Genomic DNA, 21,572 nt, shown 5'->3' on the forward strand with positions numbered 1-21,572 from the left:
CTGCCGAGCCATCCTCGGTCAAGTCGTGGTGGGTACCCAGTTGCCATGGAATCCCGCTGGCACGCGGTGGGGCAGTTTGATGGTAGCGACGTCCTCGAGCGTTTGTGCGTCCAAAATTGCCAGCTCGCTTCGATCCGTGCGGCGGTCGTAGACGTAACCCATCAGGACTCCGTCATCTTCTTCGGCCTCGCTCGACCGAGGATGGAAGACGAACTCGCCCAAAGCCCTATCCGCACCGAATGAGCGTGCGCGCGAGCCGCCCGCAGTGAAGTCATGTTTGAGCAGGACTCCATCGGCGATGGCATCGGCCGCGAACGCCGGCGCATATCCATACCGATGCCGTTTACCCACCAGCCGCTCATCAACCCGAGGGAATTCCTGGCCCCTATCGTCAATGCGCGATTCGCGGACCTTGCCGTCGGCGAGATCGACGGTCCAGCGGTCCAACGTGGGCATCCCCTCGTTCGGAGCTAGATGATCGGTGTCGAACATCTTGGGATGACGTACGACATCGAGCACGACGGTGTCGCCCTCGTCGTAAGCATTCATAGGATGGAATACGTAGCACGGCTCGACCTCGAACCACCGAATATCGGAATTGCCGGCGTCGCGGGGCATGACACCAATACGTGCGGGGTACTTGGGATTCCACGAGTAAGGGAAACGATAGTCCCCACTTCTGGTCTGCGGCAGGCGCGCAAAGATGGGATCAGGAATACGGACTCGTCCGATCAATGCCGAGAGCAGCAGGCGCGTCGGCAGCCGCAGCCCACGGGGTACGGTCATCTCCGCTGCCTGCCTAGCGTCGAAGGTCACTGGCAGGTCATAGAAGATGACGTAACGATCTGTCAGCGAGAAATCGTGCATCATTGGGCTGCCGCCCACGGTGACGTCTACGGTCTTCCTGGCTCGGCCATCGGTTCCAATGACCGAGTACTGCACGGTACTTCCCTGTCCGATGCTGTAAGAGACAGCGTGCAGCTCGCCGGTTTGCGGATCTCGTTTGGGATGAGCCGTATAGCCGCCGCGGACGCTGTTGCCGAAATCGCACACTCCGACTGTCTCTAGCTCATCGGTCAGTTCGTAGTTCGGGACGCCGCTTTCGATCAAGGCGATGGTCTTGCCCGCATGACCGATCACGTTGGTATTGGCGCCGATCGGCGAGGCGCCGAAGTGCCCGGTAGGCGGCCGTTCGCCCAGGGCCCGCGCAGCTTGTGGTGACCGCACCCACCGATTGCGGTACCACTCGGCCTTGCCGTCGCGGATGCGGATGCCATGCACCATGCCGTCACCAACGAACCAGTGATACAGCGCGGGGTTGATCTCGCTTATGGGATTGGGTCCATTGCGCAAATACCGACCGTCCAGATACTCCGGGATACTGCCCACCACAGCCAAATCGGTGAGGGTGTACTCGCGGTGCAGAGGGGCGAACTCACCCTCAAGGAAGTTGCTCGTCATGACAATCCCTTCTTCGACGTATGGCACGCCAACTGCGAGAGCTTTCGCAAAACCAGAGTGCCGCCGCGGCGGGGCCCCCACCTGGTATAACCTCGAAATAACTGTGTTATAACGTTGTTCTACTCAGGGTATGCCGCCTGTGCCAATATGGCAAGACCATGATGAAGAAGGGCGCCTCCTCCACATCCGCAGAGAATGAAGACATGCGGCAGATGCTGATAGCTGCGGCCGTTGACCTGCTCAATAGCGATGGCCCCGAGGCCGTGCAGATCCGGAAGGTCGCCACGGCTGCCAGGACATCGACGATGGCGGTTTACAAACACTTTGGAGGCATGCCGGGCCTCGTCAACGCGGTCGCCGAGGAGAGCCTACGGCGGTTCGGGGCGGCTCAGGCCGCACCTGCACAGACCGATGACCCTGTCGCAGACTTCATGGTCACGGGTCTCGCGTACCGGCAGTTCGCCTTAGACAATCCGCACATGTGCCGCCTGATGTTCGGGGTGACCAGCGCCGACGGCATCAACGCGCCCAGACGCAACATGTTCGACACCACCGTAACGACGCCAATGCACCCCAGCGCCGAGTACCTCTTTCGATGCGTACAACGCTGCATGGCCGAAGGACGAATTGATGGCTCACCCGATGATCTATCCGCTGTACTGCTGGCTGCAGCCAAATTCTGGACCATGATCCATGGATTCGTCATGCTTGAACTCGCGGGGTTTTGGGGAACCAAAGACCACGCGGCATGGGTACTCGCCTCCCTTACCACCGATCTCTTTGTCGCCCTCGGTGACTCACACGACAAGGTTTACGGCTCTGCGGCATCAACTCTGTCGCGGGCTGCCACTGAACTCGATACGGCCCGCACTGCGACAGACGCACGGTGAATGATGCGGTGACTACGACTGGCCTGAGGGACCGAGGGACAGGATCTGTTCGGCGGCCAATGCAGGCGTCAGGGTGCCCTCACGCACCTGCTGCTCGATATCCGCACGCGCGGCCTCCACATCCGGTGCCCTGAGCACCCGATCCAGCACCGCGTCGCGCACCATCGCCCACATCCAGTCCACTTGCTGGCGGCGACGTTTCGCCTCGAACTCCCCGGCCTCGGTGAGCACCGCGCGGTGCTGCAGCACGGTGTCCCACATCTCGGAGACTCCTTTGTTTTCCAGTGCACTCATGGTGAGAACCGGTGGGCGCCACAGGGTGTCATGCGGGTAGATCAGGCGCAACGCACCCGACAACTCCCGCGCGGCCTTCTGGGCCTCGATGGCATGCGCGCCATCGGCCTTATTCACCACCACGATATCGGCGAGCTCGAGCACACCCTTTTTGATGCCCTGCAGCTGATCTCCGGTGCGCGCCAGCGTCAGGAAGGCAAAGGTGTCGACCATGTTGGCGACGGTGACTTCGGACTGTCCCACGCCGACGGTCTCGATAAGGATGACGTCGAATCCTGCCGATTCCAGCAGCACCACGGTCTCCCGGGTCGCCTTGGCCACCCCGCCCAGCGTGCCCGAGGTCGGCGACGGCCGGATGTAGGCATCGGGATGTACCGAGAGCCGACCCATTCTGGTCTTATCGCCCAGAATGGATCCGCCGGTACGCGTCGACGACGGATCGACCGCCAGCACGGCCACCCGATGCCCCTGCTCAATGAGGTACATACCGAGCGCCTCGATGGTGGTCGACTTTCCCACCCCCGGCACACCGGTAATACCCACCCGCAGGGCGTTCCCACCGTCAGGAGACAGCTCCAGCAGCAGCTGCTGGGCTCGCGCGCGATGATCGGCACGCGTCGACTCGACCAGCGTGATCGATCGGGCAAGCGCCGAACGATCCCCCGATCGGATCAGAGTCGCAAGATCATCAGGTGACTGTTTTTCCGCCATCAGACGAGGTCGTAACCGAGCCGCTCAGCCAGCTTGTGCAACAAGCCAATCGCGGCCTCGGCGATGACTGTTCCCGGGGGGAAGATGGCCGCGGCACCCGCCTCATACAGCTCATCGAAATCACCGGGTGGAATCACACCGCCGACGACGATCATGATGTCCGGACGCCCCGCCGCTGCCAATGCCTCGCGCAACGCCGGCACCAACGTCAGGTGACCCGCCGCCAGCGAGGACACCCCGACCACATGCACGTCGTTGTCCGCGGCCTGACGCGCAACTTCCTCCGGTGTCTGGAACAGCGGGCCCACGTCGACGTCGAAACCGATATCGGCGAAGGCCGTGGCGATCACCTTCTGTCCGCGGTCGTGCCCATCCTGGCCCATCTTGGCGACCAGCACACGCGGCCGGCGGCCATCGGCGTCGGCGAACTTCTGTACCAACTCTGTCGCTTGCGTCACGCTGCTAACGGCGCCGTCCCTTCCCACCTCGTCGCGGTATACCCCGCTGATGGTACGGATTTCGGCCTGATGGCGGCCATAGACCTTCTCCAGCGCATCGGAAATCTCTCCGACGCTCGCCTTGTGCCGCGCGGCATTGATGGCCAGCGCCATCAGGTTGTTGCCCAATCCGTCTTCCCCGGCACGGCTGGAATCGGCCGCTGCCCGTGTCAGTTCATCGAGTGCACGCCGTACCGCGTCGTTATCGCGCTCGGCGCGCAACTGCTGCAACTTGGCAAGCTGTTCGGTTTGCACTCGCGAGTTCTCGACCTTGAGAACCTCAATCTGCTGATCCTCGGTCACCTGGTACTTGTTGACGCCGATCACCGGCTGACGGCCCGAGTCGATACGGGCCTGGGTGCGCGCGGCCGCCTCTTCGATGCGAAGCTTCGGGATGCCCTGATCGATGGCCTGCGCCATTCCGCCGGCCTCGGTGACCTCCCGAATGTGCTCGCGTGCACGGGACGCGAGCTGATGCGTCAGCCATTCGACGTAGTACGAGCCACCCCACGGGTCGATCGGCCGGCACGTACCCGACTCCTGCTGAATGAGCAGCTGGGTATTGCGCGCGATACGCGCCGAGAAGTCGGTGGGCAGCGCGAGCGCCTCGTCCAGGGCGTTAGTGTGCAGCGACTGGGTGTGTCCCTGGGTCGCGGCCATCGCCTCGATACAGGTGCGCGCCACATTGTTGAACACATCCTGCGCGGTCAGCGACCAGCCGGAAGTCTGCGAATGCGTACGCAGAGACTGCGATTTCGCGCTCTTCGGATCGAACTGCGCGACCAACTCGCTCCACAACAGGCGCCCGGCCCGCAGCTTGGCAACCTCCATAAAGAAGTTCATGCCGATGGCCCAGAAGAACGACAGACGCGGAGCGAAGACATCGATGTCCAGGCCGCCCTCCAGCCCCGCCTTGATGTACTCGACACCGTCGGCGAGGGTGTATGCCAGCTCGAGATCAGCTGTGGCACCGGCTTCTTGGATGTGGTAGCCCGAGATCGAAATCGAGTTGAACTTCGGCATTTTGGCACTGGTGTAGGAGAAGATGTCCGAGATGATCCGCATCGACGGCTTCGGCGGATAGATGTAGGTGTTGCGGACCATGAACTCTTTGAGGATGTCGTTCTGGATGGTCCCGGCCAACTGCTGTGGCGAGACACCCTGTTCCTCGGCGGCCACCACATAGAGCGCCAGAATCGGGAGCACCGCGCCATTCATGGTCATCGATACCGACACCGAGCCCAGATCAATACCGTCGAAGAGCTGACGCATGTCCAGAATGGAATCGATGGCCACACCGGCCATTCCGACGTCGCCCTGTACCCGGGGATGATCCGAGTCGTATCCGCGGTGGGTCGCCAGGTCGAAGGCCACTGACAGGCCCTTCTGACCCGCGGCGAGGTTGCGGCGATAGAACGCATTGGATTCCGCGGCGGTGGAGAAGCCCGCGTATTGGCGGATGGTCCACGGCTGATTGACGTACATCGTCGGATAGGGCCCACGCAGGAACGGCACCTGGCCCGGGAAAGTATCCAGTGGATATCCCTCGGCCCGCACGGCTTCTCGGTCCGCAGCGGTGTAGACCGGTTTGACGGTGATCGACTCGGGCGTCTCCCAGTCGAGCTGCTCGCGGGTGTATCCGTGCGCGCCCGCGGCCTCCCCCACGGCGGCCTCTACGGCGGCGGCATCCGGCGCGACCGACACGCGGTCGCCGTGCAGCGGCACGTCGGCGAAACTGCCCAGAGTGGCGGATACCGAACGATCCGTGAGGTCAGTCATGTCACGCCCCCAACTTGGTCAGGATGGCCGAAAGAGCTTCGACGGCATTAATTTTCATGGTCAGGTAGCCATCAGGGCGCGATGCCTCCGCGACCTCCGCTACGGACTTCTCGGGCCCCGCGAGATAGATGTCGGTGGCCCCCGCCGCCCTGGCCGCGTCGACGACGGCACCCGCCTCGGCGGCATACCGTGCATCGGTGCCACACATGACGACGACACGCGCTCCCGCATCCGCGACTGCACCGGCGACTGTGTCGGCGTCGAGCACGCCGGGGTTGACGGCCTCGATGCCGCCGGAGGCCAACAGGTTCGAGGCGAAGGTGGTGCGCACGTTGTGCTCGGCCAGCGGGCCCAGCGGAATCAAGAGTGCGGTCGGACGCGTACCCGATGCGGCCAACGAGGCATCCGAGCGGTCCCGAAGGGCCTCGAAATCGGCTGCGTACCGGTAACCGTCGGCGGGATGCGGCGGCAACGGCACCTCTGACAGGTTCGGGAATTCGTTGACCCCCGTCACCGAGGTACGCCGATGGGCGATGTCCTCGGCACGCTGTACGCGCGTCGCGGCGATACGTTCCCTGATCAGATCGGCGGAAGCCTCGAATCCTCCTGCTCCCTCGATCTCAGTGAACAGCGACCATGCCTGCTGGGCAAGGGTTTCCGTGAGATCCTCGATGTACCAGGAGCCGCCGCCCGGGTCGAGCACCCGACCGACATGAGACTCCTCGATGAGCAGCAGTTGGGTGTTCCGGGCGATCCGCGCGGAGAACGCCGGAGACACCGAATCCAATCCACCGGCAATCGCGTCGTCGAACCTGCGCACCCGCACGCTGTCGGCCCCACCGACTCCGGCGCCGAAGGCGGCCAGCGTGGTGCGCAGCATGTTCACCCACGGATCGCGTTGCGCCATCATCGGTTCGGAGGTGACCGCGTGCATGAGGGCGCCACCGCTCTCTGCCACGCCGGCGACCTCGGCCACGCGAGCCCAGAGCACCCTGGCGGCGCGGAATTTGGCGATCGACAGGAATTGATCGTCGGTCGCGGCGAAGCGGAAACTGATCTGCCGCAGCGCTTCTGCGATACCCAGGCCCGCATTCTGCAGCAGCCGCAGGTATGCGACCCCGACGGCTACCGCGACCGCAAGCTCCTGGCTGTCACTGGAACCCAGCTCGTGCGCGATCGTGCCGTCGACGGTGATGGCCCGGATCTGCTCGGTCCGCGCACTCGCACGCTCGGCCAACACCACCGTGTCGTCGACCGATACCCCCGACCGGCCGGCGAACGCGTCACCGAGCGGATCGGCACCGAGGTCGACAACAACCCCGGCGGTGTTTCCCTCGTACGTGTCCAGGACCGTGAAGATCGCCTCGGCCACCCCGCCGAGCTCAGCGCCGGCCTCGACCTGGATGGGAGCCAGGTCGAGATACACCCCCTGCAACGCACGTCCCACCGACTCTGGTGCCAGACCGGCCAGCACGATGGCGCTGGCGCCCTGCCCCAGAGCGTCGAGAATGGCCTCGTTCAGGAGCGCGGCATCGGTGCCGTCCGCGCCGTCGAAACGCTCGGCGACCTTCCACCCACTGTTCACATCGCGCCGGGGATCGCCACCGCGCACAAAGGGCCACTGTCCGGGCAGCGACGGCTCGGGAAGTTCATCAAGCGATGTGTACAGCGGACGGATCGCTATTCCGTCATATGTCGGCGAATCGAGCAGTCGTTCGGGGTCGGCGGGCAGATCCTCGACCGCCTTACGGGTGGTCTTGGCCAGGACTCCGGCGACGTTCTTCTGCCACCGCGCGAAGTCGCGTCGAATCTCGGGCACCTCAACAGTCATAAAACTGCTCCCTGCTGCTCGTCGTCGAGCGACATATATGGCACTCCATGCCGAAATGCCTATCACACTTAGTCATCAGGCTAAATGACGCCATCGACTACTGCCCAGTACGGGGGCGCGGCCTCCGCGACACCCGTGCCCTATCCCCTTCGTTCATTCGGGCTCCGTAGGCTTGGCCACCATGGGATTCCGGCAGGTCTGGGGCGCGGGCGTCGCGGTGGCGCGACGGATCCCGCGGCGCCAGCTGCTGTGGACCGGTGTGGCCGTTCTCATCGTGGTCGCGGCCATGTTGTTTCTTCCGCTGCCCACCGCCCTCCAGATGAGGGATTGGGCTGGTGAACTCGGCCCATGGTTCCCGCTCGCCTTCCTGGGAGCGCACACGATCGTCACGGTGCTGCCCTTTCCACGCACCGCCTTCACCCTGGCCGCCGGATTGCTCTTCGGAACGCAGCTCGGCGTCCTGTTGGCTGTCGTCGCGAGCACCGCGAGCGCGGTCTTGGCGCTGTGGGGGGTGCGGGCACTGGGGTGGAAGCTCAGCACGCTGCATCACCGCCCCGGGGTGAAGAACGTTGACGACCAATTGCGCCGTCGGGGATGGATCGCGGTGATGTCGATGCGGCTTATCCCGGCGGTACCGTTCTCGGTCCTGAACTACGCGGCGGGAGCCTCCGCCGTGCGCGTGGTGCCCTACACGCTAGCCACCTTCGTCGGTCTGCTTCCGGGCACCCTGGCGGTCGTCGTGCTCGGTGATGCACTCACCGGTCACATCAGCGGCACGCTCTTCGCGGTCTCGTTGGCCACCTCAGTGGTCGGCGTACTGGGCATCCTGTACGAGATCCGGCGCTACAAGCGCGCACACACCGAGATCCCCAGTCCTGAGGCCTCTGATGAACCCGAACGGGTCGGCGGCTAGGCCACAGGTTTCCGCTCCTCGAATCCCTTGCCCGCAAGGACTGCGAACCACACCAGCAGGCTCGCCGCGGGCAGCGCGTTGAGCACCGTGTCGCGCACCCGGATGTGCGCTCCGACCGCCAGCGTGAAGTAGACGCTGAGCATGAACGCGGTCAATCGCCCCAGCGCTGCCCACCGAATACCGGCGATGAGCCCCACTGCCGACGCCAACTTGACGACCGGCAAAACCCACCAGATCTGTGCCGGCAAACGTACTTTCTCCAGCGACTCTTTGATGGGTTTGATCGGACGGACGCATACCGCGGCGTCGGCAGCCTGGATGGCCGCAAGTGCGGTCAGCACTTTCGGATTCGCCAAAAGCCGCTCTGTCATGACGATTTCGCTGCCAATCCCCTGGCGGCCAAGATGCCGTATGTGGCGAGCAGCGTCGAGGCCGACATCGCGTTCAGGCCGATGTCACGCACCCGCAGATGTGCGCCGACGGCCATACTGAAATACACGGTGAGCATGACCAGCGTCAGTTTGGCCAGCCTGGGGAACCGGATTCCACCGATCAGCCCGAGCGCGGATGCGGCCTTGATCGGCGCGAAGATCCATCGGTTTTGTTGCGGATAACGCACATCGTCAAGACATTTAGCCACATAGGGAACCGGCTGGATGCAGAGCACGGCATCGACGGCCTGGAAAGAACCCAACAAAGCTAGGACTCGGGGAGACAGAAAAGCGTCATTGCTCATAGCTCCAGTGAACCACTGCTACACCGCGTAATCGATAGGTCGGCCGATTCCCGCTAGTGAGGCGCGTGCGCACCGAGGGAGGCGGAGATGACCGCCAGTGGCGAGTGGGCCAGCCGCATGTTGGCGCGCTCCTGCGGGGTCAACTGATGGCGCTCCCAGAAACGACGTAACGCGCGAATACTCATGTATTCATTGGACGCGGTCGCGCCCAGACAGTCCAGCGCGACCGCGTATTCCCAACGATTTCCTGACACATTGCCTGCCGTTACTCAGCTCCCGTGTGCGAGTTGAATTGCCTTCACCACCAACAGAATGGCACCGACAACCAGATATCCGCGCAGTGCGAGCATTCCAAACTTGGTTCCCGGACTCCAGGAGACCGGCTCGAGCAATGCCAGCGGCGGCATACGCCAGGTCCGCGCGTCAACACCGTCGAGGGCCTTGTTCATCGCCACGACCGCCGGATCGATGCGTTGCCTCCCCGACGCCCACCACAGACCAATCCCGACCAGCACTGCGAGAACCGCGACACCCATGGCCAGGTCACCGGCAACCTCTACGACGTCCAGATCCGGGAACAGCGTCGTGGCCATCAAAATGCCGGAAAGGAACAGCAGCACACCGACGATGAGCCCGGCCACAACGTTGAGCCACGCCTTGTTGACCCACGGACCCAACACCGCCCTGTCATTACACAACAACAGCAGGAACACACTTGCGCTGGGCAAGAGCAGGCCGGCCAGCGCCTGCACCGCGGTAGTCATGAGCCCGAGCGGGGCATTCGGGATGAGCACGATGGCCGCTCCCACGCCGACCATCACCGTGTACGAGAGATAGAAGGGTTTGGCGTCCTTGAAGCTGCGGTGCAGAGAATGCTTGAGCCCAAAAGTGTCACCGAACGCGTAACTGGTGGCCAGGGTGACCGCCGCCGCTCCGATGATGGACGCATCCAGCAGCACGATGGCAAAGATCTTGCCCAACAACGGCTGAACCTGCCCCAGCCAGTCGGCGATCATTCCCGCATCGCCCACGTCGCCCCACTTGTCCGGACCCGAGTTGCCGGTCGCGCGGGCTGCGTAATCGGCCGTCATCAGCAGCGCGGCGGCACCGATCACCACCACGAGTGAGCCGATGATGGTGTCGGCGCGTTCGTACCCGATGAACCGGGGCGTGATGCGCTTGTCGACGATGTTGGACTGCTGGAAGAACAGCTGCCACGGCGCGACAGTGGTGCCCACCATCGCGATGATCAACAGCACCGCACCCGAGCTGATTCCGCCGTCGATACCCGGCACCACGAAACCGTGCGCGGCCCTTGCCCACTGTGGATCCGACATCAAGAACATGGGGATCTGCAGCAGTGTGATCACAATGAACACGAACATCGCTCGCTCCCAGCGGCGGAAGCTGCCGGTGGCCATGATGAGAATCAGTGCGATTGCGGCGATAGGCACCGTGTAGTACTTCGAAACTCCGAGGTACTCCGAAGCCAGTGCGACACCGATGAATTCGGTGACGAGAGTCAGGAAGTTCAAGATGAACAAGTCGCCTACGGAGAACCAGCCCCACCCACGACCGAACCGCTCGTTGATCAACCGCGCATGTCCGACTCCGGTAACCGCACCGAGGCGAACGACCATCTCCTGATTGACAATAAGAACCGGGATGAGCAGCAAGAGCACCCACAACAGGCTGTATCCATAGCTCTGACCGGCCTGGGCGTATGTCGCCACGCCGCCGGCATCGTTGTCGCCGACCATGACGATGATGCCCGGCCCCAAGATGGCGGCCATCGTCGCCATCCGTGTCTTGAAGGTGCGTGCCTGACCGGGATCGCTCACGCTGATCTTGCCGAATGCACCTTCGATATCACCCAGATGGGCCGAATCAAGCACGGCGCTCTTCGACTGGCCCGTAACTGCCTGGGACGCACCAACAACCCGGCCGTCCGGGCTTCCCATGGAGCTCTCGACGATTCCGTTCTCGCTCACGGCGCGACTCCGTCTGGGCTCGGCGCGACCTGGCGCACCGGACGGGGGGCGGGCTCGCGACGACGCCAATCCTCGGGGATAAGCGCGGCCAGCACATCGTCATAGGTGACGACACCGAGCACCTTGTCCCCCTCATCGACCACGGGAATCAAGGCAAGGTTGTAGTCCGCCATCAACAATGCGACGTCGGTCAGGTCGGCCTCCGGGGCGACGCGCACCGGGTCGTCATCCATGATCGACGCCACGGCAGCACCACGATCGGCCTGCAGAAGACGGATCACCGACACCACGCCCACCAATTCGCCATCGTCGGAAATCACGTGCACCTTCAGGAGCGCCTCGGGCTGAAGGGATTTCGCCACCGATATCGCACCGAGCGCATCACCGGCGGTGCTGCCGAGCAGGCAGGACACAATGTCGACATTCATCAGGCCACCAGCCGACTCGGGGCTGAACCCCATCAACGTGACCACCTTGGTACGTTGCGGTCCCGGCATCAGATCCAACACGGCTCGCCGACGTGACTGCCGCAGGTCGAAGATCGCATCCGCCGCGTCGTCCGCACGCATCCGGCCAAGAAGGGCAGCGACATCCGCATCGGACATGTCCTGGAACAGCTTGCTGGCCTTATCCGAATCGAGTTCCTCGAATACGTCGGCCTCGAGCTCCGGGTTGTCACGGACGCGATCGAGGATCTCGCCACCCTCCTCCTTGGTGGCCTCCTCGAGCAGGTCCGCGATCTCGGCGGGCTTGAGTGTGTTCACTCTCCCGCCGACGCGTCGCGCCAACAGTGACCCACCATGGCCGATCATCGGCTCGAAGGCCTTCCAATCCCTACCGGCCTGGCCGGCGCCGGCCCTGATCAGACCAAAAAACCTTGCTGGACGGCGGGTATCGAGCCGGGCGAGTATCCATCCTTCGGCCGATTCCACGAGCTCGATGTCGTAGGCGTGCACCAGTTCGGCGTTTTCCACATCGATGAACCGATGATCGAGCACATCCTCGTCAAGCAGATACTCGCCGTCGCGGCGTTCGAAACCACGAAGGTCAACCTTGTTCTTGCTCAATTCAATTCGATTCGGTGCCACCGCAGAAACCACATCCGAGGACACGAAGACCCTGCGTCCACCCATGTCGACGACGTACCCGGTGACGAGCGGGTATTCATCCGACCCGCGCAGCCGCACGATGACATCCTCCAACCGGCCGATCGTGTCGCCGGAGCGCGCGAAAACCGGAGCCTTCAACAGGTCCGAGAATTGAATTACCCGTGGCGTAGCCGCCTTGTTCGAAGTAGTCATGCCGACTCCTCAGCGTTTGAACCAATACGCTCCGTCCGCCCAGTGGGCGGCCGAAGCGTATTGGCCTCGAATGAATTCCGAATGTCCACGCACTGTGAATCGGCTGTGCGCAGATGCGATGGCAGCACCCCTCAGGGTTACCGCGGTGGGTGCGCCCCTAACGATGCCGAAACAACCGCAAGCGGTGAGTAGGCCAATTGCAGATTGGCGCGCTCTTGCGGGGTCAGCCGGTGCCGTGTCCACAGCCGGCGTACTGCGTTGAATGTTGTGCTCATGATCGGACTCCTTTGAGGAAGCCGCATACCCGAGCGCAAGCGTCAAAAGCGTTGACTAAAGCGAGGTTTCACCCTCGAATAAGCAGCAAGGTATGCGGCAGCTGTTGTCTATGCGGACTGTCACCGGATATCACGGTTGTGCCTCACCTCCTTGCCGTCGGGGCGCACGCGGGCGCCTGCTGTCGGCACAGCGACCACAAGAGAGAAACACCGGACAGCGACGCCGCCCGGCATGCACCCCTCTCGTCAGGGCTTCGGCACTACGTGACGTGTCCGCTCGCGGAAGCCACTTCGGGTCATCCCTTAGTCCGGGAAGACCTGTCCTAACCTTGGGCGTCTCTCGACGTCGTCAGATCAGTGGCCTGTATTCACGTAGGAGCCTCACCTAGCAAGGTGCTGAACCGCTACCCATGATGGGCCGGAGGAATCCCCTTGTCAAGGCGACAACGCCGGTGCGGACACCGCGCGTGTCACGCTCCCGGCAGCCCATGACCCCGCGTCGGGTTGATCGCGGGGTCCGCCGCCCCGATTTCCTGAGCCGCGGATTGCGCCGCGGCAACCGCCGCAGCGACTTCGGGCGTGGTCTTGGTCTCGAACCACCCGGCAACCTCGTCGGCGTCATCCTCGGGACGCTCGGATGACTCATCGTCCGGGGACGGTTCGTAGCGGAACACACCGTCAGATCCGGGGGCACCCAGCAACTTGGTGAACCCCTGCAACGCCGAACCGAAGTCACTGGGAATGAGCCACACCTTATTGGCTTCCCCCTGAGCCATCTTCGGTAGCGTCTGTAAATACTGGTACGCCAACAGCTCTGGAGTGGGCTTACCCGATTTCACTGCGGCAAAGACCTTTTCGATGGCCTTGGCCTGGCCCTGCGCCTGCAGATATTGGGCGGCACGCTCACCCTCGGCGCGCAGGATGCGGGACTGGCGTTCACCTTCGGCGGCCAGGATTGCCGACTGCCGCGAACCCTCGGCGGCGAGGATCTGTGCCTGCTTCTGCCCCTCGGCCGACAGGATCGCCGCCTGCCTGGCACCTTCGGCTGACAGGATCATGGCGCGCTTCTCACGGTCGGCCTTCATCTGCTTTTCCATGGATTCCTGCACCGAGGGCGGCGGATCGATCGATCGCAGCTCGACGCGCGCGACGCGCAGGCCCCACCGTCCGGTGGCCTCATCGAGCACGCCGCGCAACTGACCGTTGATCTGATCGCGTGACGTCAACGTCTGCTCCAGCGTCATACCGCCGACCACATTGCGCAGCGTGGTGGTGGTGAGCTGTTCCACACCGACGATGTAATTACTGATCTCGTACACCGCAGCTTGCGGATTGGTGACCTGGAAGTAGACGACGGTGTCGATATTCACCGTCAGGTTGTCCTCGGTGATCACCGGTTGGGGCGGGAAGGACACCACCCGTTCACGCAGATCAACCTTGGCCCGAATGCGGTCGACGAACGGCACCAGGATGGTCAACTGCCCGCTGACGGTCTTCGAATACCGCCCCAGGCGCTCGATCACCGCGGCCTCCGCCTGCGGGACGAGTGCCACCGACTTCAGCACGATGGTGACGCCCAGGATTATCAAGACGATCAGCACAAAGGCCCCGGCAGCTACTCCCATTCCCGTACTCCTGTCACTGAGGTTATTGCGCTAAATCTTCTCGACGACCGCCGTCGCACCGTCGATCTGGACAACCGTCACCGTCTCACCCTGCTCGAATCGACCTGACTTCTCCAGGCTACGGGCGGACCACATCTCGCCGCCGAGCCGAACCAGCCCGTGCAGGTCGTCGACCGGTTCAATCACAATGGCACTCTTGCCCTCCAACGCCCTGGCGTTGGTGTGCAGGATCGGGCCCGCCGTCAGTCGCTTGCGTAACGCCGGCCGCACACCGACCAGCAGAATGACCGCACTGATGACGAAGACCAGCCCCTCGGCCCACAGCGGCATGTCGAACACCCACCCGGCACCGGCCGTGACCAGGGCCGAACCGCCCAGCATCAACAGGAACATGTCACCTGTCATCAGCTCGGCGGCCGCGAGCAGGATGCCTGCGACGAGCCACACAATCGGCATAGGTCCACATTAGACCGCGTGGGCAACTGGTGGGGGCGGATACGGAGCCTTAGACTGCGAGCACTATGGCGAATCCGAGTGTGTCCCTGGCGGTGTGGGCAAGCGCGTGGCTGGCGGGCCGCGCGTCGCCGGACGACGTCATCGACGCCCTCATCGCCTGGGCGCCAAGGCATTTGGTTACCGCATACGACGCCGTCGCCGCCGGCCACACGGGACTCTCGTGGCCAGATATGGACGACAACGGCCCCATCGGCCTACTTCAGACGGTCCGTACCGCAACCGGCCAGCCACACGGTTCGCCCGACATCCACGTGATTCTGCCCGCGCCCGGCGACCCGCGGGGCCTGCCCGCCAATACCCAGTTTCAGCGTGACGCGATGGAGGCCAGCGAGGCGATTGTGCTCAGCGATCGCCAAAATAACTCCACGGCAATAGGATTGGTTCCCGCGGTGGAGTACGACGAGGACCGCGGCGAGACCACCGGCCTGTCCTGGACTGTGTACTCGCTTCCTGGCCGGATCCCCGCACAGGCGGTACCCGACCTCGGAGAAGCCGAATATCAACTACGCCAGGCGGTCCGAACGGCCACGGCGACACTCAACCGCGTGGACCGGGTTGTGGGCCCTACGGATGCAGACCCTCGCGCCCTGGTCGAAGACGTGCTCTCGACGCTACGTGGGCACCGCCTGCCGGACTACGCGCCACACCGGGCGGTCCGCGTGCTCGATTCGGCCAACCAGGTTGAGGCCATTGCCACGGCAGCGGCGGAGATCATGGAATCGCCCGGGGCGCTCGACGACGGAACGGTTGCCGACGCGCTGCGGCCCCTCGTCATTCTGGTGCGCGAAGCGCGGATGGCTGCCGCGGCCGCCGTCATCGCCGCCGCGCCCTAGACCTCCAGCCGGCCGCAGCACAGGGGTGAACACGGGGCGCCGTTCACGCTGAACCCGTATCCGGGGACCGGGTTCTCTCCCATTGCGCGCAGCGCGGGGTGCCCATCCGCAATCTCTGCGATCAGGTCCACCGCGATGCGCGCGAATCGCTCGTCGGCCCCCGGCGTCGCCGCCCGCGCGAGCTCGATGTCGTGTGCGACCGCATACTCATGCGCCTCGTTGTCCAAGTCCCACACCACCTCCAGGTGGTCCGACACAAACCCGATCGGCGCCACAACCACCGATCGGATTCCTCGGTCTTTGAGTGCCGCAAGATGATCAACGATGTCCGGCTCCAGCCAGGGCACCTGAGGCGGGCCCGAACGGGACTGCCACACCACGTCGTAATCCTGGTACCCGGCCGCCTCGGCGACCAATTGCGCGAGGTAGCGCACCTGGCGGCTGTAGAGCTCGGGGCCGTGCCGCTGGTCGGCAGCTATCGGGATGGAATGGGCGGTGAACACCAGCCGCGGCGCACCCCGCAGGCCCGAAACCGCGGCGGTGACCGCCTCGGCATACAGCTGCACCAATGCCGGGTGGTCGAAATACTGACGAAGCTTCACCAACTCGGGCGCCCCGTCCCCCACCGCGGCGCGGGCCCTGGCGATGTCCTCCACGTACTGTGTGCATCCCGAATAGCCACCCCAGGCAGACGTCGTGAAGACGGCGGCCCGCTGAATCCCTTTGTCGCGCATGTCGGCAACGGTCTCTTCCACCATGGGGTGCCAATTGCGGTTACCGAAGAACACCGGCAGGGGGCGCCCGGCCAGTTCTAACTGGCGCGAGATCTCATCGATCAGCGCTCGATTGATGCCGTTGATCGGAGAGACGCCGCCAAAATGGAAGTAGTGCTCGGCCACCTCGTCGAGACGTTCTGGCGGAATGCCTCGGCCTCGCGTGACGTTCTCCAGGAAGGGCCGAACCTCCTGCGGCCCTTCGGGACCACCGAAGGACAGCAGGAGCACAGCGTCGAATAACACAGCCGAATATCCGCCGCTCAGAGCAGCTGGGTGTGGGCGCCGCCGTCGGCGAAGATGATGTCGCCGGTGGTGGCGGGCAGCCAGTCCGATAGCAGGGCACACACGGTCTTGGCGACCGGTGTCGGGTCCTTCATGTCCCAGCCGATCGGGGCACGCTGGTCCCAGCCCTCCTCAAGCACGCTCATCTGCTTGCCGGCCTCGTCGCCCAGCGCACCGCCGACGATCGCACTCATGGCTAACGTCCGAATAGGACCGGCGGCAACAAGATTCGAACGAATACCGGCCGCACCCGCCTCGCGCGCGACGAACCGGTTGACCGATTCCAGCGCACTCTTGGCCACGGTCATCCAGTTATAGAACGGCATCGCGCGGGTCGGATCGAAGTCCATACCCACGATGCTGCCGCCGCGGTTCATGATCGGCAGCACTGCCTTGGCCAACGACGCGTAGGAGAAGGCCGAGATGTGGAAGCCCTTGGACACGTCCTCGAACGGTGCCTCGAAGAACGGATTCAGCCCCATGCCGGTCTGCGGCATGAAACCGATGGAGTGCACCACGCCATCGAGCTTGTTGCCCTCGCCGATCACCTCGGTGACACGGTCGGCGAGGCTGTCCAGATGCTTCTCGTCCTGCACATTGAGCTCCAGCAGGGGCGCCGGCTCCGGAAGGCGCTGGGTGATGCGCTCGATGAGGCGCAACCGGTCGAACCCGGTGAGCACCAGCTGCGCACCCTGTTCCTGCGCGACCTTTGCGATGTGGAATGCGATCGACGAATCGGTGATGATGCCCGTCACCAGGATCCGCTTGCCCTCGAGTAGCCCTGCCACGATTCTCCTTAGTTGTGTTCTCGCTCGTCTTACAGCTCGTCGCGTCAGCGGCGCATGGCCGCCGAATGCCTGTGCCTAGTGGCCCATGCCCATGCCGCCATCAACCGGGATGACTGCACCGGAGATGTAACTGGCATCTTCGGAGGCCAGGAAGCTGACGACCCCGGCGACCTCAGCTGCGGTTCCCACCCGCTTCGCCGGAATGAATTCCAGTGCGCCCTCCTGGACCCTCTCATCGAGCGCGCGCGTCATCTCGGTGTCGATGAAACCAGGCGCGACCACGTTGGCGGTGACGCCCGCCTTGGAGAGCTCCCGCGCGATCGAGCGCGCCAGGCCGATGACACCGGCCTTGGAGGCTGCATAGTTGGCCTGATTGCCGATTCCCCAGGTACCCGAGACCGAACCGATGAAGATCATCCGGCCGAAGCGCTTCCGCTGCATAGTGCGTGAGGCCCGCTGGGCCACCCGGAACGCCCCGGTCAGGTTGGCGTTGATGACTTGCTCAAACTTCTCCTCGGTCATGCGCATCAGGAATGCGTCCTGTGCGATGCCGGCATTGGATACCAACACCTCGACGGCGCCCTGGTGCTCCTCGACCTCTTTGAAGGCCCGGTCGACGGCATCGTTGTCGGTGACATCGCACTCCACGCCGAACAAGCCCTCCGGCACACCGGATCCGCGGTGGGTCACAGCCACCTTGTGCCCGTCCGCGGCAAGACGTTGCGCGATCGCAAGGCCGATACCCCGGTTGCCACCGGTGACCAGGACAGAACGAGAGACAAAGTCGGGACGGGCGGCGCTAGCGCCGAGAGCATCAGACATAGGAGTCAATTTATCGTCTTCTTAGACTTTGGCCTAACCGACGGGCCCAACCGATCCCGCGAGCGGACACCGAATCAGTTGGGGAGACGCCGGTTAATCACCAGCCCGACGAAGGCCGCCGCGAGCACCAAGAGCGCACCCAGACGCAGCCATCCGACGCTGGCATCGCCGCGGATCGTCTCGTACCCAATCTGCTGCTGCAGGTTGGCGTACACCTCCTTGAGCTGGCCGAGCGTGGACGCCGTGTAGGTTTCCCCACCCGACAGCTTGGCCACCTTCTCCATCATGTCGGGGGCATACGGGACGTTCTGGCGCTGCCCATTGATCTCGACATACCCGTCCTTGGTTCCGAACGCGATCGTCGAAATCGGCACCTGCTGGTCCTTGGCGGTACGTGCCGCGGTGTAGGCACCCTTGGGATTGTCAGGGTTCGACGGAACGGTTTCCTTACCGTCGGACATCAACACGATGCGCGCTGGGGGCGCCTTGTCACCGCCGCCGATGACCGCACCCACCGTCGCGATGGCCTGCAGCGCCGTGAAGATGCCCTCACCTGTGGCGGTGCGATCCGCGAGCTGCAGGTTATCCAGGGCGTTGACGGTGGCGTCCCGGTTGGTGGTGGGTGAGACGAGCACTGTCGCAGTACCTGCGTAGGCGATGAGGCCCAGGTTGATACCCGGGGTCAGATTGCGGGCGAATTCCTTACCGGCTTCCTTCGCGGCACCCAGGCGATTGGGGGCGACGTCGGTCGATTCCATGGACCGCGAGACGTCGATGACGAGCATCACCACGGCGCGGTTACGCGGGATCCTCACGTCATGACTCGGGCCTGCCAGAGCGATGGTCAACACCAGCAGGCCGACCACCAGAAGCGCCGTCGCGGCGTGCCGCCAGGCGCGAGGCCGAGTCGGTGCCACCGAGTCCAGTAGCTCAGTGTTCGCGAATCGCAGTACCCGCTTCTCCCGCAGATACTGCGCAAACACATATAGCCCGACCAACCCGGCCACCAGCAGCAGCACCAGGAAGAACCACGGGTGGGTGAAGCCCGTGAGAGTCATCGGCCCGAAGAACGGCAGATCACTCATCGAGCCACCGCCACCGCACCGCGGCGCTGTTGGGAGACGAATCTCACGATGTCATCAATCCAGTCACGGTCCGTCCGCAAGCTCAAAATCGGAGCGCCGCAACGGCGCAATGTGCGTGCCACCTCGTCATGATGCTGCGCCGCCGCCTGCTCGAAGTCACGCCGCAGGTTCTCGTCGATCCGGTACTCCTTGGTGACCCCGGTCTCGGCATCCTGCAACAGCACCTCGCCGACATCGGGCAGTTCCACGTCGCGCGGATCGAGTACCTCGATCCCGAGTACCTCGTGCCGGGCACCGATGGCACGCAGCGGCCGCATCCAGTTGATGGGCCCGAGAAAGTCACTGATGACGACGGCCATTCCGCGGCGGCGCTCCGGCCTGCGAAGAGCCTCGATGGCCACCGACAGGTCCCCGCGCACTCCCTGCGGCGCCTTGGGCATGGTGGCGATGCTGCGCAGAATGTCCTGTTCGTGGGCCCGACCCGATCGCGCAGGCAAGCGAACAATCTTGTCCCCGTTGGCAATTATCGCGCCGAGCCGGTTCCCGCCGCCGCTGTTCAAGAAGATGACGGCTGCGGCGGCAGCCACCGCGAGATCGCGTTTCTCGCAGTTGGTGGTGCCGAAGTCCAGGCTCGCGGACATGTCGACCACCAACCACGTCTCCAGTTCGCGGTCCGCGATCATCTGGCGCACATGCGGGCTGGTGGTCCGGGCGGTCACCGACCAGTCCATCCGGCGCACGTCATCACCGGGCTGATACAGCGTGGATTCCCCTGGTTCCGATCCCGGGCCGGGAATCAGACCGAGGTGATTACCGTGTAACACCCCGTCGAGCTTGCGCCGGACTTTCAACTCCAATGTCCGCAGTGCCGCCGACAGCTGCGGGTCACGGATCTCGCCACGGCGCAGCGACGGGATGTCTACCGGCCGGGCAGAGCCGGGACTGGGAGTGCTCACCTGGGCGCGGCGTTATGGGTGGCCGGGACCGGGCCGTTTGTCCCCACCATCGCCGGTTGCACCGAATGTCCTTGCTGCTGCACTGCATTCACCTGCGGCAGGCCCACCGTTTGCAGAATGCGGTTGATCGCGGTGTCGGCGGAGACGTCATCGGCGAGGGCGTCGTAGCTCATCACCAGGCGGTGGCGGAGCACATCCGGGATGACCTCGATGACGTCCTGCGGGATCACATAGTCACGCCCGCGCACCAGAGCCAGCGCACGGGACGCCGCGATAATGCCCAGCGAGGCACGTGGGCTGGCACCATAGGAAATCCAGTTGGCGACGTCGCCAAGGCCGAACTGCGCCGGGTTACGGGTGGCGGAGATCACCCGGACCACATAGTCGACGAGGGCGTGGTGCACGAAGTTCCTGGCCGCCAGCTCCTGCAGGCCCAGCAGCGTGTCCGCCGACAGGATCTGCTTGGGCTCGGGCGGCGTGACGCCCATCCGGTAGATGATCTCCCGCTCTTCTTCGACGGTCGGGTAGTCGACGTTGATCTTGAACAGGAACCGGTCGCGCTGCGCTTCGGGCAGCGGGTACACACCCTCGTTCTCGATGGGGTTCTGCGTGGCCATCACCAGGAACGGCTTGGGCATCGGATACGTCTTGCCGCCGATCGAGACATGCCGTTCGGCCATGACCTCGAGCAGCGCCGACTGCACCTTGGCGGGCGCACGGTTGATCTCGTCGGCCAGCAGGAAGTTGGCCACCACCGGACCGAGCTCGGTATCGAACTCCTCCTTGCCCTGGCGGTAGATACGGGTACCGATGATGTCGGTGGGCACCAGGTCGGGGGTGAACTGGATGCGCGAGAACGTACCGCCCACCACCTTGGCGAACGTCTCCACTGCCAGCGTCTTGGCGACACCGGGCACGCCCTCGAGCAGCACATGCCCCTTGGCCAACAGGCCGACCAGAATTCGCTCGACGAGCCGGTCCTGGCCCACGATGATGCGCTTGACCTCGAAGATGGCGCGCTCAAGGTTCTGCACGTCGGCCGCCAGCGCCGGCGATGTCGCACCCTGCGGCGCGTGCGGCACGGGGCCGGCACTTCCGCCGGGGTACCCGGCACCTCCCCCTGGTGACCCTGGTGATGACATCAACTTCCCTCCGGCTCTGCCTGACGATTTCATGCCCTGTTGGTGGCGCGATGCATGTGAGCGGCACC

At 64.1% G+C, this 21,572-nt stretch carries 21 protein-coding genes and 1 riboswitch; of the genes, 3 read left to right on the forward strand and 18 right to left on the reverse strand.

What is annotated here, in order from left to right:
* Positions 1-18: 18 nt before the first annotated feature.
* Positions 19-1,461 carry a carotenoid oxygenase family protein gene (locus tag DSM43276_RS12065; protein ID WP_078329892.1) on the reverse strand — a complete coding sequence of 481 codons (1,443 nt, stop codon included), beginning with the start codon at positions 1,459-1,461 and terminating at the stop codon, positions 19-21.
* 161 nt (positions 1,462-1,622) lie between these two features.
* Between DSM43276_RS12065 and DSM43276_RS12070 the strand changes: the two genes are divergently transcribed.
* Positions 1,623-2,351: a TetR/AcrR family transcriptional regulator gene (locus tag DSM43276_RS12070; protein ID WP_169053105.1), complete on the forward strand. Its 729-nt coding sequence runs from the start codon at positions 1,623-1,625 to the stop codon at positions 2,349-2,351.
* 12 nt (positions 2,352-2,363) lie between these two features.
* Here the strand turns inward: DSM43276_RS12070 and meaB are convergent, their stop codons facing one another.
* Genes meaB through mutA form a run of 3 tightly spaced genes read right to left on the reverse strand, consistent with a single transcriptional unit; the run spans position 2,364 to position 7,463 of the window.
* Positions 2,364-3,356: a methylmalonyl Co-A mutase-associated GTPase MeaB gene (meaB, locus tag DSM43276_RS12075; protein ID WP_078329890.1), complete on the reverse strand. Its 993-nt coding sequence runs from the start codon at positions 3,354-3,356 to the stop codon at positions 2,364-2,366.
* Positions 3,356-5,632, reverse strand: coding sequence for a methylmalonyl-CoA mutase (gene scpA, locus DSM43276_RS12080; protein WP_078329889.1), 2,277 nt, complete (start codon positions 5,630-5,632; stop codon positions 3,356-3,358). The genes meaB and scpA overlap by 1 nt, the downstream gene beginning before the upstream one ends.
* Before the next feature lies 1 nt (position 5,633).
* Complete coding sequence (gene mutA / locus DSM43276_RS12085) at positions 5,634-7,463, reverse strand: methylmalonyl-CoA mutase small subunit (RefSeq protein ID WP_078329888.1); 1,830 nt, start codon at positions 7,461-7,463, stop codon at positions 5,634-5,636.
* A gap of 181 nt (positions 7,464-7,644) precedes the next feature.
* Between mutA and DSM43276_RS12090 the strand changes: the two genes are divergently transcribed.
* Positions 7,645-8,376: a TVP38/TMEM64 family protein gene (locus DSM43276_RS12090; protein ID WP_078329887.1), complete on the forward strand. Its 732-nt coding sequence runs from the start codon at positions 7,645-7,647 to the stop codon at positions 8,374-8,376.
* On the opposite strand, the gene DSM43276_RS12095 is transcribed toward DSM43276_RS12090, so the two are convergent.
* From DSM43276_RS12095 to DSM43276_RS12125, 8 genes are all read right to left on the reverse strand, one after another.
* Positions 8,373-8,747: a DoxX family protein gene (locus DSM43276_RS12095; protein ID WP_078329886.1), complete on the reverse strand. Its 375-nt coding sequence runs from the start codon at positions 8,745-8,747 to the stop codon at positions 8,373-8,375. The genes DSM43276_RS12090 and DSM43276_RS12095 overlap by 4 nt on opposite strands.
* Positions 8,744-9,112, reverse strand: a complete 369-nt coding sequence (locus tag DSM43276_RS12100) for a DoxX family protein (RefSeq protein ID WP_078329885.1) — start codon at positions 9,110-9,112, stop codon at positions 8,744-8,746. The genes DSM43276_RS12095 and DSM43276_RS12100 overlap by 4 nt, the downstream gene beginning before the upstream one ends.
* A 53-nt stretch (positions 9,113-9,165) precedes the next feature.
* Complete coding sequence (locus DSM43276_RS12105; RefSeq protein WP_078329884.1) at positions 9,166-9,366, reverse strand: hypothetical protein; 201 nt, start codon at positions 9,364-9,366, stop codon at positions 9,166-9,168.
* Between the two features lie 15 nt (positions 9,367-9,381).
* Complete coding sequence (locus DSM43276_RS12110) at positions 9,382-11,103, reverse strand: Nramp family divalent metal transporter (protein WP_078329883.1); 1,722 nt, start codon at positions 11,101-11,103, stop codon at positions 9,382-9,384.
* On the reverse strand, positions 11,100-12,404 hold the full coding sequence (locus DSM43276_RS12115) for a magnesium transporter MgtE N-terminal domain-containing protein (protein ID WP_078329882.1): 1,305 nt from the start codon (positions 12,402-12,404) through the stop codon (positions 11,100-11,102). Before DSM43276_RS12115 ends, DSM43276_RS12110 begins: the two co-directional genes overlap by 4 nt.
* A 137-nt stretch (positions 12,405-12,541) precedes the next feature.
* A complete protein-coding gene (locus DSM43276_RS23565; RefSeq protein ID WP_167668454.1) occupies positions 12,542-12,679 on the reverse strand; it encodes a hypothetical protein in 138 nt (45 codons plus the stop codon).
* 231 nt (positions 12,680-12,910) lie between these two features.
* Positions 12,911-13,079: riboswitch (M-box (ykoK) riboswitch) on the reverse strand.
* Positions 13,080-13,149: 70 nt separating this feature from the next.
* Complete coding sequence (locus DSM43276_RS12120) at positions 13,150-14,304, reverse strand: SPFH domain-containing protein (protein WP_078329881.1); 1,155 nt, start codon at positions 14,302-14,304, stop codon at positions 13,150-13,152.
* 30 nt (positions 14,305-14,334) lie between these two features.
* Positions 14,335-14,760: an NfeD family protein gene (locus DSM43276_RS12125; RefSeq protein ID WP_078329880.1), complete on the reverse strand. Its 426-nt coding sequence runs from the start codon at positions 14,758-14,760 to the stop codon at positions 14,335-14,337.
* Positions 14,761-14,825: 65 nt separating this feature from the next.
* Here DSM43276_RS12125 and DSM43276_RS12130 point away from each other — a divergent pair, with 65 nt between their 5' ends.
* On the forward strand, positions 14,826-15,653 hold the full coding sequence (locus DSM43276_RS12130; protein WP_078329879.1) for a hypothetical protein: 828 nt from the start codon (positions 14,826-14,828) through the stop codon (positions 15,651-15,653).
* Here the strand turns inward: DSM43276_RS12130 and DSM43276_RS12135 are convergent.
* The 6 genes from DSM43276_RS12135 to moxR1 all read right to left on the reverse strand — a co-directional run bounded on the left by DSM43276_RS12135 (position 15,650) and on the right by moxR1 (position 21,504).
* Positions 15,650-16,672, reverse strand: a complete 1,023-nt coding sequence (locus tag DSM43276_RS12135) for a ferrochelatase (protein ID WP_078329878.1) — start codon at positions 16,670-16,672, stop codon at positions 15,650-15,652. The genes DSM43276_RS12130 and DSM43276_RS12135 overlap by 4 nt on opposite strands.
* A gap of 17 nt (positions 16,673-16,689) precedes the next feature.
* A complete protein-coding gene (gene inhA, locus DSM43276_RS12140; RefSeq protein WP_078288053.1) occupies positions 16,690-17,499 on the reverse strand; it encodes an NADH-dependent enoyl-ACP reductase InhA in 810 nt (269 codons plus the stop codon).
* Between the two features lie 75 nt (positions 17,500-17,574).
* Positions 17,575-18,321, reverse strand: a complete 747-nt coding sequence (fabG1, locus tag DSM43276_RS12145; RefSeq protein ID WP_078288052.1) for a 3-oxoacyl-ACP reductase FabG1 — start codon at positions 18,319-18,321, stop codon at positions 17,575-17,577.
* 74 nt (positions 18,322-18,395) lie between these two features.
* Entirely contained in the window at positions 18,396-19,406 is a 1,011-nt protein-coding gene (locus DSM43276_RS12150) for a VWA domain-containing protein (RefSeq protein WP_078327041.1), read from the reverse strand.
* On the reverse strand, positions 19,403-20,362 hold the full coding sequence (locus DSM43276_RS12155) for a DUF58 domain-containing protein (RefSeq protein ID WP_078329877.1): 960 nt from the start codon (positions 20,360-20,362) through the stop codon (positions 19,403-19,405). The genes DSM43276_RS12150 and DSM43276_RS12155 overlap by 4 nt, the downstream gene beginning before the upstream one ends.
* The gene (moxR1, locus tag DSM43276_RS12160) at positions 20,359-21,504 is read right to left on the reverse strand and encodes a chaperone MoxR1 (protein ID WP_099051790.1); all 1,146 of its coding nucleotides are present in this window, start codon (positions 21,502-21,504) and stop codon (positions 20,359-20,361) included. The genes DSM43276_RS12155 and moxR1 overlap by 4 nt, the downstream gene beginning before the upstream one ends.
* Positions 21,505-21,572: the final 68 nt, after the last annotated feature.

It is taken from the genome of Mycobacteroides salmoniphilum (assembly GCF_004924335.1).
Lineage (GTDB): Bacteria > Actinomycetota > Actinomycetes > Mycobacteriales > Mycobacteriaceae > Mycobacterium > Mycobacterium salmoniphilum.

Bases quoted from the DNA above. Each gene is read 5' to 3' on its own strand.
- DSM43276_RS12065 (WP_078329892.1), bottom strand. From the start codon at position 1,461: ATGACGAGCAACTTCCTTGAGGGTGAGTTCGCCCCTCTGCACCGCGAG.
- fabG1 (WP_078288052.1), bottom strand. From the start codon at position 18,321: ATGTCTGATGCTCTCGGCGCTAGCGCCGCCCGTCCCGACTTTGTCTCT.
- scpA (WP_078329889.1), bottom strand. From the start codon at position 5,632: ATGACTGACCTCACGGATCGTTCGGTATCCGCCACTCTGGGCAGTTTC.
- DSM43276_RS12070 (WP_169053105.1), top strand. From the start codon at position 1,623: ATGAAGAAGGGCGCCTCCTCCACATCCGCAGAGAATGAAGACATGCGG.
- DSM43276_RS12130 (WP_078329879.1), top strand. From the start codon at position 14,826: ATGGCGAATCCGAGTGTGTCCCTGGCGGTGTGGGCAAGCGCGTGGCTG.
- DSM43276_RS12090 (WP_078329887.1), top strand. From the start codon at position 7,645: ATGGGATTCCGGCAGGTCTGGGGCGCGGGCGTCGCGGTGGCGCGACGG.
- meaB (WP_078329890.1), bottom strand. From the start codon at position 3,356: ATGGCGGAAAAACAGTCACCTGATGATCTTGCGACTCTGATCCGATCG.
- DSM43276_RS12120 (WP_078329881.1), bottom strand. From the start codon at position 14,304: ATGGGAGTAGCTGCCGGGGCCTTTGTGCTGATCGTCTTGATAATCCTG.
- mutA (WP_078329888.1), bottom strand. From the start codon at position 7,463: ATGACTGTTGAGGTGCCCGAGATTCGACGCGACTTCGCGCGGTGGCAG.
- DSM43276_RS12095 (WP_078329886.1), bottom strand. From the start codon at position 8,747: ATGACAGAGCGGCTTTTGGCGAATCCGAAAGTGCTGACCGCACTTGCG.
- DSM43276_RS12115 (WP_078329882.1), bottom strand. From the start codon at position 12,404: ATGACTACTTCGAACAAGGCGGCTACGCCACGGGTAATTCAATTCTCG.
- DSM43276_RS12100 (WP_078329885.1), bottom strand. From the start codon at position 9,112: ATGAGCAATGACGCTTTTCTGTCTCCCCGAGTCCTAGCTTTGTTGGGT.
- moxR1 (WP_099051790.1), bottom strand. From the start codon at position 21,504: ATGTCATCACCAGGGTCACCAGGGGGAGGTGCCGGGTACCCCGGCGGA.
- DSM43276_RS23565 (WP_167668454.1), bottom strand. From the start codon at position 12,679: ATGAGCACAACATTCAACGCAGTACGCCGGCTGTGGACACGGCACCGG.
- DSM43276_RS12125 (WP_078329880.1), bottom strand. From the start codon at position 14,760: ATGCCGATTGTGTGGCTCGTCGCAGGCATCCTGCTCGCGGCCGCCGAG.
- DSM43276_RS12150 (WP_078327041.1), bottom strand. From the start codon at position 19,406: ATGAGTGATCTGCCGTTCTTCGGGCCGATGACTCTCACGGGCTTCACC.